This window comes from Pseudomonas sp. LAIL14HWK12:I7 (assembly GCF_000483465.1).
Taxonomy (GTDB): Bacteria; Pseudomonadota; Gammaproteobacteria; order Pseudomonadales; family Pseudomonadaceae; genus Aquipseudomonas; species Aquipseudomonas kermanshahensis.
Window position 1 is genome coordinate 553,522 of the sequence record NZ_KI519605.1, and the last position, 13,072, is coordinate 566,593.

11 protein-coding genes are annotated in these 13,072 nt (G+C 54.6%); all 11 read left to right on the forward strand.

Annotation, left to right across the window (positions count from 1 at the left end; all coding sequences use genetic code 11):
• Window positions 1–60: 60 nt before the first annotated feature.
• The 11 genes from rpsA to D886_RS0121990 all read left to right on the forward strand — a co-directional run bounded on the left by rpsA (window position 61) and on the right by D886_RS0121990 (window position 12,985).
• Window positions 61–1,737, forward strand: coding sequence for a 30S ribosomal protein S1 (rpsA, locus tag D886_RS0121940; protein ID WP_003252673.1), 1,677 nt, complete (start codon window positions 61–63; stop codon window positions 1,735–1,737).
• 239 nt (window positions 1,738–1,976) lie between these two features.
• Window positions 1,977–2,273 (forward strand): integration host factor subunit beta, encoded by a 297-nt coding sequence (gene ihfB, locus D886_RS0121945; protein WP_003252675.1) that lies wholly within the window; start codon window positions 1,977–1,979, stop codon window positions 2,271–2,273.
• Window positions 2,274–2,291: 18 nt separating this feature from the next.
• Complete coding sequence (locus tag D886_RS0121950) at window positions 2,292–2,555, forward strand: lipopolysaccharide assembly protein LapA domain-containing protein (RefSeq protein ID WP_027595953.1); 264 nt, start codon at window positions 2,292–2,294, stop codon at window positions 2,553–2,555.
• Window positions 2,556–2,658: 103 nt separating this feature from the next.
• Window positions 2,659–4,101 carry an MBL fold metallo-hydrolase RNA specificity domain-containing protein gene (locus tag D886_RS0121955; RefSeq protein ID WP_033694312.1) on the forward strand — a complete coding sequence of 481 codons (1,443 nt, stop codon included), beginning with the start codon at window positions 2,659–2,661 and terminating at the stop codon, window positions 4,099–4,101.
• 255 nt (window positions 4,102–4,356) lie between these two features.
• Window positions 4,357–5,403: an LPS O-antigen chain length determinant protein WzzB gene (locus D886_RS0121960; protein WP_027595955.1), complete on the forward strand. Its 1,047-nt coding sequence runs from the start codon at window positions 4,357–4,359 to the stop codon at window positions 5,401–5,403.
• A gap of 337 nt (window positions 5,404–5,740) precedes the next feature.
• A complete protein-coding gene (gene wbpA / locus D886_RS0121965; protein WP_027595956.1) occupies window positions 5,741–7,054 on the forward strand; it encodes a UDP-N-acetyl-D-glucosamine 6-dehydrogenase in 1,314 nt (437 codons plus the stop codon).
• A 71-nt stretch (window positions 7,055–7,125) separates the two neighbouring features.
• Window positions 7,126–8,076, forward strand: a complete 951-nt coding sequence (wbpB, locus tag D886_RS0121970; RefSeq protein WP_027595957.1) for a UDP-N-acetyl-2-amino-2-deoxy-D-glucuronate oxidase — start codon at window positions 7,126–7,128, stop codon at window positions 8,074–8,076.
• 132 nt (window positions 8,077–8,208) lie between these two features.
• Window positions 8,209–10,041, forward strand: coding sequence for an acyltransferase family protein (locus D886_RS0121975; RefSeq protein ID WP_050580773.1), 1,833 nt, complete (start codon window positions 8,209–8,211; stop codon window positions 10,039–10,041).
• Window positions 10,038–10,613: a UDP-2-acetamido-3-amino-2,3-dideoxy-D-glucuronate N-acetyltransferase gene (gene wbpD / locus D886_RS0121980; protein ID WP_027595959.1), complete on the forward strand. Its 576-nt coding sequence runs from the start codon at window positions 10,038–10,040 to the stop codon at window positions 10,611–10,613. Before D886_RS0121975 ends, wbpD begins: the two co-directional genes overlap by 4 nt.
• Window positions 10,614–10,616: 3 nt before the next feature.
• A complete protein-coding gene (locus D886_RS0121985) occupies window positions 10,617–11,714 on the forward strand; it encodes a DegT/DnrJ/EryC1/StrS aminotransferase family protein (protein WP_027595960.1) in 1,098 nt (365 codons plus the stop codon).
• Window positions 11,711–12,985: an oligosaccharide flippase family protein gene (locus D886_RS0121990; protein ID WP_027595961.1), complete on the forward strand. Its 1,275-nt coding sequence runs from the start codon at window positions 11,711–11,713 to the stop codon at window positions 12,983–12,985. Before D886_RS0121985 ends, D886_RS0121990 begins: the two co-directional genes overlap by 4 nt.
• The last annotated feature ends 87 nt before the right edge of the window (window positions 12,986–13,072 follow it).

Genomic DNA, 13,072 nt, shown 5'->3' on the forward strand with positions numbered 1-13,072 from the left:
CCCACATTGTCTGGAATGTGGCGATGGGCGTCTGTTTCGCCCGAATCTACAGGAATTAAAATGAGCGAAAGCTTTGCAGAACTCTTTGAAGAAAGCCTGAAAACCCTCAATCTTCAGCCGGGTGCGATCATCACCGGTATCGTTGTCGACATCGACGGCGACTGGGTTACCGTACACGCTGGCCTGAAGTCCGAGGGCGTCATCCCGCTCGAGCAGTTCTACAACGAAGCTGGCGAGCTGACCATCAAGGTCGGTGACGAAGTTCACGTTGCGCTGGACGCGGTCGAAGACGGCTTTGGCGAAACCAAACTGTCCCGTGAAAAAGCCAAGCGCGCCGAGTGCTGGATTGTTCTGGAAGCAGCTTTCGCCGCCGAAGAAGTGGTCAAGGGCGTTATCAACGGTAAGGTTAAGGGCGGCTTCACTGTCGACGTTAACGGCATCCGTGCGTTCCTGCCGGGCTCCCTGGTTGATGTCCGCCCAGTGCGCGACACCACCCACCTGGAAGGCAAAGAGCTGGAATTCAAGGTCATCAAGCTCGACCAGAAGCGCAACAACGTTGTCGTTTCCCGTCGCAGCGTGCTGGAAGCCGAGAACTCCGCCGAGCGCGAAGCCCTGCTGGAAACCCTGCAGGAAGGCCAGCAAGTCAAAGGTATCGTCAAGAACCTCACCGACTACGGCGCATTCGTGGACCTGGGCGGTATCGACGGCCTGCTGCACATCACCGACATGGCCTGGAAGCGCATCAAGCATCCTTCCGAAATCGTTAACGTTGGCGACGAAGTCGACGTTCGCGTTCTGAAGTTCGACCGTGAGCGCAACCGCGTTTCGCTGGGTCTGAAGCAGATGGGCGAAGATCCGTGGGTTGCTATCACTGCCCGCTACCCAGAAGGTACTCGCGTACAAGCTCGCGTTACCAACCTGACCGACTACGGCTGCTTCGCTGAGCTGGAAGAAGGCGTTGAAGGTCTGGTACACGTTTCCGAAATGGACTGGACCAACAAGAACATCCACCCGTCGAAAGTCGTTCAGGTTGGCGACGAAGTGGAAGTCATGGTTCTGGACATCGACGAAGAGCGTCGTCGTATCTCCCTGGGCATCAAGCAGTGCAAGTCCAACCCATGGGAAGACTTCTCCGGCCAGTTCAACAAGGGTGACAAGATCACCGGTACCATCAAGTCGATCACCGACTTCGGTATCTTCATTGGCCTGGACGGCGGCATCGACGGCCTGGTTCACCTGTCCGACATCTCCTGGAACGAAACCGGCGAAGAAGCCGTACGTCGTTTCAAGAAGGGCGACGAGCTGGAAACCGTCATCCTGTCGGTCGACCCAGAGCGCGAGCGCATCTCCCTGGGCATCAAGCAGCTGGAAGACGATCCGTTCTCCAACTTCGTTGCTGTCAATGACAAGGGCGCTATCGTCAAGGGCATCGTGAAAGAAGTTGACGCCAAAGGCGCCATCGTCACCCTGGCCGACGACATCGAAGCCACTCTGAAAGCTTCCGAAATCAGCCGTGACCGCGTTGAAGACGCGCGTAACGTTCTGAAGGAAGGCGAAGAGATCGAAGCTAAGATCATCAGCGTTGACCGTAAGTCCCGCGTTATCAGCCTGTCGATCAAATCGAAAGACGACGCTGAAGAGCGCGAAGCTATCCAGAGCCTGAAAAACGCTCCGGAAGCTGCTGCCGACACCACCATGGCTGCGCTGCTGCGCGAAGCAATGGCCAAACAGAACTAAGTTCTGTTGGATCGGTAAGAAAAAGGGCAACCCTCGGGTCGCCCTTTTTTTATGCCTGTTTGGCAGGGGCCCTTTAGGGGCTGGCTTGCAGGCCTGGCGATCTTCGCGCTAGACCATTCTTGTACAACTTCAATCTTGAATTTTTTTATTAAGTCAAGAACCGCCCTGTTCAAATCCCTCCCAGCGTGCTACAAACTGGTTAAGCAATGATCTAGCTGCTTGATAACGAAGGGAAAAATATGACGAAGTCGGAGCTGATCGAACGTATTGTCACCCATCAGGGGCTGCTCTCCTCGAAAGATGTGGAGTTGGCCATCAAGACCATGCTTGAGCAGATGTCGCAGTGCCTGGCGACGGGCGATCGCATCGAGATTCGCGGTTTTGGCAGCTTCTCGCTGCACTATCGCGCACCCCGTGTCGGTCGCAACCCCAAGACTGGCCAGTCGGTCAGCTTGGAAGGCAAGTTCGTGCCGCACTTCAAACCGGGCAAGGAATTGCGTGACCGGGTCAATGAAGAAGATGAGGCCGAGGCCTGATAAAAAAGGAGCAGTCTGATGCGTAACCTCAAGCGCGCCCTGGCGGCGTTGTTCGTGCTGCTGTTGGCGGCTGTGGTGCTGTTCTTCGTGCTCGAGAACCAGCAGGCAGTCTCGTTGGTCCTGTTTGGTTGGTCTGCCCCTGAAGTGCCGGTTGCGGTATTGGTGCTGGCCGCGCTGGTCATCGGCTTGGCTATCGGCCCACTGCTCGGCGCCTACGGCGTGCAGCGGAGCAAGCGCAAAATTCGCGCTTCTGCCCGCCAAGCGGCATTAAGCGGTAATTGAGGCGGTTTCCTACTTCTATTGAGGAAAGTCTCACCTATGCCCGCATCGGCTGTCATGAAGTAATAGCACACTTCATTTTCGGCCCAGGCGAGTGTGCAGCAGCATGGATTTCCCCGTTCTTTCTCATCACGGCGCCACCCGAGGCGTAACTGGCTCTTGCCACCAGCTTCATCTTGGCCCCGCTACCAGCTTGCTGGTCGATTGCGGCCTGGAGCAAGGTGATGATGCATCGCCTGGCGCGGAACCCGCGTCCCTGGGTTTTGGTGCGAGCTTCGAGGTGAGCAGTGTTCAAGCGCTGATCGTCACGCACGTGCATCTCGACCATGTCGGCCGCATCCCCGCGCTGCTGGCGGCGGGGTACCGAGGCCCTATCCTGTGCAGCGAACCCTCTGCCAAGCTGCTTCCACTGGTGCTGGAGGATGCCTACCGGCTGAGCATCAGCCGTGAACCGCAGCACGTGCAGCGCTATCTCGCGATGCTCGATGAACTGATCGTCCCGCTGCCTTTCGAGCAATGGCATGCCCTCATCGATCGTCCTGGTCTTGGCTGCCGCATTCGCTTGCAGCGCGCCGGCCACCTACTGGGTTCAGCCTATGTCGAGTGTGACGTGGAGCGCGGGGAGGCCAACACCCGCTACGTGTTCTCCGGCGACCTAGGGCCCTCCACCAATCCCTTGCTGCGGCCAGTGCAGCCCCCAGAGCGCGCTGACGTGCTGGTGCTCGAAAGCACCTATGGTGATCGCCTGCACCCCAGTATCGACGACCGTCGAGAAAAACTGGAAGCACTCATCGATCGGGCATTGGCCGATAACGGCACGATCCTCATCCCGGCCTTCAGCCTGGGGCGTACCCAGGAATTGCTGTACGAGCTCGAAGATATCCTTCATCGCAAGGCCTTGCTGAACGGGGGGCAAGCATCGGGTGATAATCCTCTTGATTGGTCACAATTACCCATCATTCTTGATTCACCCTTGGCTCAACGCATCACCAGCGTTTACCGCGACCTGCATGAATACTGGAATGAAGAAGCCCGCGCGCGGTTGGCTGAGGGGCGTGACCCGCTGGGCTTTGGTCAGCTGATCAGTGTGGATACCCATGACAGGCATCAGCATGTGGTGAATTACCTCAAAAGCACCGGGCGCCCGGCGATTGTCATAGCAGGCAACGGCATGTGCTCGGGTGGGCGGATCGTCAACTACCTCAAGGCCATGCTTGGGGATCCGAGGCATGAGGTGCTGTTCGTCGGGTATCAGGCCAAGGGCACGCCGGGGGCAGTGATCCAGGCCAGTGAAGGCGCGGAAGGGTTTGTGCAGATTGATCTGGATGGGGAGGCTTATGAGATTCGGGCGAAGGTGATGACGTTGAGTGGGTATTCGGGGCATGCGGATCAGGCAGGGTTGCTGGCCTTTGCGATTAACATGGAGCGCGAGCCATCTGAAATTTTGCTTGTGCACGGTGAGGTAAGGTCTAAAGAAATGCTGGCATCCTCTTTGAGGCAAGCGTTTGCGCTGCGTAAAGCAAGCACCAGAATTTCCATACCACGCTGACCATTCAGCTGGAAGTGCGGAGGAGGCGCTAAGGTTGGGGAACAACTGACATCATCAGGGCTCTACCCATGCTTGTTTCTTTGAACTTGACCCCGCGTGCAGGGTAGGGTGGAATCGAGTTAGCATGCAGGCATGTTGACGCTACGCTGGCTGTAGGCGTGCATAGTAGCGCTTGTTGGCGCCGTGTGTGGCCCGTGCTATGGGTGAGCTCACTGTTTTGATGATGTTAGACGGACCCTAGGATAATTAGAATAGATGCGTAATGAACCTCAGCGCCCATATCGTGATGATGAAATCGAGCTTGTTGAATTGGTACAGGGCGTCTGGCGCCAGAAGCTGTGGGCAGGGATGGTGGCGGCACCCATGGTGGCCGCAGGGTTTGCGTATGCGTTGCTGGCCACGCCCGTGTATGAAGCGAAACTGTTCGTAGAGCCGCCCACCCAAAACGATATCGCGCAGTTGAATTTTGGGCGTGGTGGCGATTCTGGCTTAAGCGCTTTGACGGTCAAGGAGGTCTACGATACGCATCTTCAGGCTTTGCAGTCAGAGGGTGTGCGTAACAGGTTTTTCCGCGATGTATACCTGCCTAGCTTGAGCGAAGAGCAGCGCCGAGGATCACGTGACTCGTTGTACAGCGATTTTGGCAATGTGCTCACAGTGGCGGCTGCAGGGAAGGGGTCCTCGACCCGATACGCAGTCACCGCATCCATTTCAGATCCTCAGCAAGCTGCGAAGTGGGTAGTGGCTTACAACGCGCTTGCAGCAGAGACAGCGAAGCGAGAAGTGCTGGATAGCAACCGCAGTGAGATGATGGTCAAGGCGGACAACCTGCAAACCCAGATCGAAGGCGCGAAGGCCAGTGCAAGGAAGGAGCGAGAAGATCGGATTACTCAGTTGAAGGAGGCCTTGATTGTCGCCAAGTCCATTGGCTTGGAGAAACCTCCAGTGATTTCGCAGTCGTTGTCGGCCGAGGTCTCTGCGGCAATGGGTGGGTCGCTCACCTATATGCGCGGGACCAAGGCGCTAGAAGCTGAAATCGCCAATCTTGTGGCGCGAACCACTGACGAGCCGTTCATCAACGGGCTGCGCCCGATGCAAGAAAGGGTAATGTTTTACCGTAATCTAAAGCTCGACCCATCCTTGATACAGGTGTTCGAGCAAGATGGTGCGGTTGAGCTACCAGACCGGCCGGTGAAGCCGAAAAAGTCGCTTATTGTTGTATTGAGTGTTGTTTTGGGATTAGGCGCTGGTGCGCTTGCTGCCATGGCCAGAGACCTCTGGGTCAGGCGTCGGCAGGCATAGCGGCCCGCTGGTTCGTGGCCAGTTAACGCATTAGTTAATTTTATTGTTATCAAAATAGCGTTCACTGGAGGTAGGGATGCTTGCAGTCAGCAGGCAAGGGGCACAGCTTTGGTGGCTCTGGAAGCGGCTAGGGTGTAGTGTGAGTAGCCCGCCGATCTCGAGTTTGGCAAACTAGGCGTGCTGCTATTGCCGATTATTTGGTGGGTCTTGGGGCGTTAGGCCGCGAGCCAAACTGTTTCAGCTGGAATTCATCCACGACTGGGTGAACGGGCATCTTTAACACCCCGTCTCCTGCCACCTGTGCAGGCGGGTAATATAGAAGGGTGAGTCACGCGATATGACGGATATCAAGAAGCAGGCGGTTGAAAAGTTCAAGAGCAAATCAGCGTTGGTCGGCATTGTCGGCCTCGGGTATGTTGGCTTGCCCCTGATGCTGCGTTATAACGCGATTGGCTTTAATGTGCTGGGTATAGACATCGACGAAGTTAAAGTTGATCGCCTCAATGCTGGACAAAGCTACATCGAACATATTTCCAGTGCCAGTATCGCTCAAGCCCGCCAGCACGGTTTCGAAGCCACCACTGATTTCACTCGCGTCGCTAAATGCGATGCCTTGATTCTTTGCGTCCCGACGCCACTGAACAAGTACCGTGAGCCGGACATGAGCTTTGTCATTAATACTACTGATGCGATAAAGCCCTATCTGCGGGCCGGCCAAGTGGTATCGCTGGAAAGCACAACCTACCCAGGCACCACCGAGGAAGAGTTGCTGCCGCGTGTTGAGGAAAATGGCTTGAAAGTAGGGGAGAATATCTTTCTCGTCTATTCGCCAGAACGCGAAGACCCGGGTAACATAAACTTCGAAACACGGACCATTCCAAAGGTGATTGGCGGTCATACGCCAAGTTGCCTCGAAGTGGGTGTCGCCCTGTACGACCAAGCGATTGATAAAGTTGTTCAGGTCAGCTCGACCAAGGCGGCCGAGATGACCAAACTGCTGGAGAATATTCACCGCGCAGTGAACATCGGTTTGGTCAACGAAATGAAAATTGTTGCGGACCGCATGGGGATCGATATTTTCGAAGTGGTGGACGCGGCGGCGACCAAGCCTTTTGGTTTCACTGCCTACTACCCTGGTCCGGGGCTTGGCGGCCACTGCATACCAATCGACCCCTTCTATCTGACCTGGAAAGCGCGGGAGTACGGTGTGAACACCCGATTCATCGAGCTTTCGGGCGAGGTGAACCAGGCGATGCCGGAATATGTGCTCAGCAAACTGATGGATGGGCTGAACGACGCAGGCAAAGCGCTCAAAGGTAGCCGCATTCTGGTGCTGGGCATTGCGTACAAGAAAAACGTTGATGACATGCGCGAGTCACCTTCGGTTGAGATCATGGAGTTGATTCAGGCCAAGGGTGGTGTCGTTGCCTACAGCGATCCGCATGTTCCAGTGTTTCCGAAGATGCGCGAGCATCATTTCGAGCTCAGCAGCGAACCGTTGACGGCGGAAAATCTGGCTTCCTTTGATGCCGTGATCCTGGCCACCGACCATGACAAATTCGATTATGCGTTGATTGAAGCCAAGGCCAGGCTGATCGTTGACAGTCGGGGCAAATACCGCGCCCCTGCAGCTCATATCATCAAAGCTTGAACCGCTAATAGCTGACCCTCCGTCCGGGCGCACGGCGCCGGACGGATTCAACAGTTTCCGAAGGAAGATTCATGAAGAACTTTGCTCTGATCGGTGCCGCCGGTTACATTGCCCCTCGACACATGCGTGCCATCAAGGACACCGGCAACCGCCTGGTTTCCGCCTACGACATTAACGACTCGGTCGGCATCATCGACAGCATCTCGCCGCAGAGTGAGTTTTTCACCGAGTTCGAGTTCTTCCTTGAGCATGCGCACACGCTGAAGCGCGATCCCGCAACGGCGCTGGATTATGTCTCCATCTGTTCGCCAAACTATCTGCACTATCCACATATCGCAGCAGGGCTGCGTCTGGGCTGCGATGTCATCTGCGAGAAACCGCTGGTCCCGACGCCTGACATGCTCGATCAGCTTTCGCTGATCGAACAGGAAACGGGCAAGCGGCTCTACAACATCCTGCAATTGCGTCACCATCAGGCAATCCTCAACCTGAAAGACAAAGTTGCAGCAGAAAACCGTGCGCACAAGTATGAGGTCGATCTCACGTACATCACGTCGCGTGGCAAGTGGTACCTGCAGAGCTGGAAGGGTGATCCTCGTAAATCCTTCGGTGTTGCTACCAACATCGGTGTGCACTTCTACGACATGCTGCACTTCATCTTCGGTAAGCTCCAGCGCAATGTGGTGCACTACTCATCTGAGCATAAAGCCGCGGGTTACCTTGAGTACGAAAAAGCGCGTGTACGCTGGTTCCTTTCGGTCGATGCCAATGACTTGCCCGACGCCGTCAAGGGCAAGAAGCCGACCTATCGCTCGATTACTGTCGATGGCGAGGAAATGGAGTTTTCCGAAGGCTTTACCGATCTGCATACCACCAGCTACGAAGAAATTCTCGCCGGGCGAGGTTACGGCATCGAAGACGCACGTCATTGCGTCGAAACCGTGAACGTCATCCGTAGCGCCGCAATTGTCCAGGCCAAGGACAATGAGGCGCATCCGTTTGTTCTTGGGTTGGCTCGCTGACAGAGCGTGGTATCGGGTGGTCAACAGACCACCCTTCCTTTAGTGGTGTACTCGCAACAGGGTCTTGGCAGCTTGTCTAATAACAAAGAAACATTGCCGCATAGCTTGACCTCGTTACGCCCGCGTAAGGATATGCGGCTGGACGTTCAGGGCTTGCGTGCAGTTGCAGTTTTGGCAGTCCTTGCCTATCACGCAGACAGCGCATGGCTGAAGGCCGGCTTTGTCGGTGTTGATGTTTTCTTTGTTATTTCTGGGTTTATCATCACGGCCCTTCTCACGGTGCCCGGATATAAAATCGATCTTCGGTCGTTTTATGCTAGTCGTTTAAAACGTATCGTTCCTGCGTATGCTGTCATGCTGGCGGTGGTATGTGCCGCCTCGTCCGTCTTGTTGCTGACCGGTGATTTCGATTTCTTTCGTCAGAGCCTGAAATCGGCCGCGCTGTTTCTAAGTAACCAGTACTTTTCGGACTTCGGCAGCTATTTTGCTCCTCGCGTTGAAGAATTGCCGCTTCTGCACACGTGGTCGCTGGCAATCGAGATGCAGTTTTATCTCTTTTATCCATTAGTGCTGCTGCTGTTACCTCGATCCTGGTGGTTGCCCAGCCTTTCGCTGATTGCGGCTGGCCTGTTCCTTTGGGCGGGCATGAGCGGGTTGGGCGGTGACCTGGGCAGCCAGTACTTTTCCTTGCTCGCCCGTGTCCCCGAGTTCATGGTTGGAGCCGTATTGGCGCTCGTTCTGCGCGACCGAGAAGTACCTGCATTACGTTCGGCGCTTACGGGGCTGCTTGGCGCGGTGGTGCTGGTTGCCAGTTTTCTATTTATCGATAAAGCCAACTTTCCCGGCTTTCTATCCATAGTACCTTGCCTGGGGGCTGCGCTGATTATCGCCGCCCGGCGAGGGCCGGTCAGCAGCCTTTTGGCTTCACGCCCCATGGTGTGGGTGGGTGGTGTCTCATATTCCCTCTATCTTTGGCACTGGCCGGTCCTGGCGTTTATCCGCTACTACACAGGGCAGTACGCGTTAGGTGTAGGTTGGATGTTGACCGCACTGGGTGCATCGTTTTTCTTGGCTTGGCTGTCTTATCGGTTTATCGAGTTGCCTGTGCGCAAATCGTCAGATGTTTGGCGTTTGGCACCGCGCTGGGGGCTTGCAGCAGGTGGGCTCGCAGCGATTGCCGTGCTCGGGATCAAGCTGAATTCGCTATGGGTCGCCCCGCAGCCCTTGGCGCAGACGCGTTATGCGGATCCTGAACTGATCTGTCATGGCCAGCAGGTGGGTGAGTGCAAGCGCGGCCTCGCCAGCGCGACGCCAACTGTCCTGGTTATCGGTGACAGTCATGCGGCTCAGCTCAACTACTTTCTGGACCAGGCAGGTGAAGAGCAAGGGGTGGGGTATCGAATATTCACTGCAAGCAGTTGCATACCCATACCAGGATTCGACGTTGATCGCCTGCCGGAGTATGCCCGTGGCCCATGCCGCTCACAGATCGTCGCAGTGCAACAGGCGATGTCAGGTATGGGCAAGGTGATCGTCGCGGGAATGTGGCAATACCAAGTGCCTAGTCCTGCGTTTGTGAGCGCCTTCCAGTCATTTTTAGATGATGCCACAGCGGCTAATAAGCAGGTCGTGATCTTGGGGCAAGTGCCCATGTTCCGATCAGACGTACAAAGAGTGCGACGCTTCAGGGAATTAGGATTGCCTGCCACCCTGGCACTCAATGAGGAATGGAGGGCAGCCAATCATAAGGTAGCGTTACTCGCTGCGGGCAGGGTTGGTGTGCACTTTGTGGATTTTTCAAACTCAAGCTTTTTTGCGGATGCACCTTACGAGCAGGGTGAACTTATCTATCAGGATAATCATCACTTAAACGAAATCGGGGCGCGTCGTTACGGACATTTTGCCGGCGGTCAACTCCAGCAGTTGTTCGACCAAACTCAATCCAGTGTGAGCCTCAAGCAATGAGCCATTATCAGCATTCGAGTGCCATCGTCGACGAAGGCGCGCAAATAGGCAAAGATTCCCGTGTTTGGCATTTTGTCCACGTGTGTAGCGGCGCTCGAATTGGTGCCGGTGTTTCGCTTGGCCAGAACGTCTTTGTGGGTAACAAGGTTGTGATTGGTGATCACTGCAAGGTCCAAAACAACGTATCGGTCTACGACAATGTTACGTTGGAAGAGGGCGTATTTTGCGGGCCAAGCATGGTGTTTACCAATGTTTACAATCCACGCTCTTTGATCGAGCGCAAAGATCAGTACCGTGACACGCTGGTCAAGAAGGGCGCTACCTTGGGGGCCAATTGCACCATCGTCTGTGGGGTTACCATCGGTGAGTACGCGTTTGTGGGTGCGGGCGCGGTGATCAACAAAGATGTTCCCGCCTACGCCTTGATGGTCGGTGTACCAGCTCGACAGATTGGCTGGATGAGTGAATATGGCGAGCAACTGGAATTGAATGAGAGGGGGGAAGCCATTTGCTCCCATACGCGCGCTCGTTACGTGCTGCGCGACAATACTCTGACTAAATTGGATATTTGACCTATGATTGAATTTATCGATCTCAAACGGCAGCAAGCCCTCATCAAGAGTAATATCGATGCTGGTATTCAGCGAGTACTGAGCCATGGTCAGTATATCCTGGGTCCAGAAGTAACTGAGTTGGAAGAGCGTTTGGCTACCTATGTCGGGGTCGATCATTGCATTACCTGCGCTAACGGAACTGATGCCTTGCAGATTGCACAGATGGCGTTAGGTATTGGTCCTGGGGATGAGGTGATTACCCCTGGCTTTACTTATATTGCGACTGCTGAGACCGTTGCATTGCTGGGTGCGACGCCTGTTTATGTCGATGTGGATAAACGTACTTGTAATTTAGACCCGGCGCTGCTGGAAGCAGCCATTACCCCGCGCACCAAGGCGATAGTGCCAGTGTCGCTTTATGGGCAGTGTGCCGACTTCGATGCGATCAATGAAATTGCAGCGAAGTACAATATTCCCGTTATTGAGGATGCGGCCCAAAGCTTTGGTGCTACTTATAAAGGGCGGCGCTCCTGCAGCTTGACGTCTATCGCATGCACGAGCTTCTTTCCAAGTAAACCGTTGGGCTGTTATGGTGATGGTGGCGCGATTTTCACCAACGATCCCGAGTTGGCCCTTATCATTCGCCAGATCGCTCGGCACGGTCAAGAGAAGCGCTATCACCATGTGCGGGTGGGCGTTAATAGTCGGCTTGATACCCTGCAGGCCGCGATTCTTCTTGCCAAACTCGATATATTTGACAACGAAATAAAGCTTCGGCAAGCCGCTGCAGAAAAATATAATAACCTGCTGGGCTCGTTGGGCTCCGTAAAGCTTCCATTCATTGCTGAAGCGAATAGCTCAGTTTACGCACAGTTCACGATTCAGGTAGAAGGCCGGGAGCGCGTTCAAGCAGTGCTTAAAGAACGGGGCGTTCCTAGCGTCGTTCATTACCCAATACCCCTTAATAAACAAGTGGCTGTTGCGTCTGATGCTTATCTTCCATTGGGGGATGAACTGGCGAATAAAGTGTTGAGCCTGCCGATGCATCCTTACCTCAGTGATGCGGATGTTGGTAAGGTGGTTGATGCTGTGGCGGCTGCCTGTGGAGCCGGTCAGTGAAAGTCGTCCAGTACGTCTCGTCTTACTGGCGGGATATTTTTCTACAAGCGTCGGGCAATACCGTTGCGCAGGTGATAGGTGTTCTTGGGATTCCGTTATTATCCAGGCTCTATGCCCCGCAGGAGTTCGCTGTTCAGAATATATTTCTCCAGCTGGTCATGTTCTTTGCAGGCATCATGACGTGGAGGTATGAATACTTCTTCCAGATGTTGAAAGGAGAGCAGCAGGCGCGCCTGCTGCTGTTGGGGCTGGCAAAGCTTGGTTTCATTACCGGTGCATTACTTACCGTGGTCATGTGCTTGTTTTCGGTGGAGATCGCACAGGCTTTATCAATCGAAGAGGGCGCTGAGTGGTTGGCGATTGCGCCCCTGAGTGCGTTCTTTGTGTCCATCGCACTCGCATTTCAACACAATGCTCAGCGGGCGGGTGCTTACAAAGTGTCCGCGCTGTCAGAAGTGTGTGGTAAATCGGCCTATGTCGTATCGGGTGCCTTGTTGTCGCTCGTGACCGGAAGCGGTCTGATTTTTACGACACTGTTCAGCGCGTTAGGAAAAATTGCTAGCATCCTTCCCTATTCAAAAAAATTAATCTTTGGCGGGGTCAAGGCATCCGGAAATTTAACTAGCCCTTTCAAAGATCATGCACATGGCGCACACGCACTAGTTGCGTCGCATGTGCTGGTTACGATAAGCAGTGCTGCACCCATCTTTTACATCTCTGCAGTATTTGGAACTGAGATCCTTGGCCAGTTCTCAATCGTCATGGCTACCATTTTCTTGCCGTCAGGGTTAATCGGTGCTGCGATAGGCCAGGTGTTTTATCAGCGCGCGGCCTCACATTATGATGAGCCTCTGCTGCTCAGGTCGCTGTGGAGCCTGACGGTGAGAAAGTTGGCAATTTTTGGGGCTCCCATCTATGTGTTTGCGGGTGCTCTATCGCCCTGGCTATACCCGTTAGTGTTAGGTGGTCAATGGCACGATGCCGGCGTGTATGCACAAGTTCTTGTGGTGGCTGCATTTTGTTCGTTCATCAGTACGCCGTTGGATCGGGTGTCCTTAGTGCTTCGCTATAACTTCTATATGCCGCTTCTTCATGTGCTTAGGTTGGCGCTAACTGGGGCGGTGTTGTTGGTTTCCTACTATAACTCCCTGTCCTTCAGTGAGTTCTTGATGCTTTATACGGTGCAGGTTTCGGTGGTGTATTTACTTGATTTGGTTTTTGCTAACTTCTTGATTGCACGCGCTGTCAAGAAGTATTCGGCAGTGGTGTAGGGGCGCGTAGGTGATCGCGTCCGAAGCTGAGCATAGCGCTTGGCATATTTTTCAATCGGGCAGTTTCGTCGGGCAGCGATTTAGCGT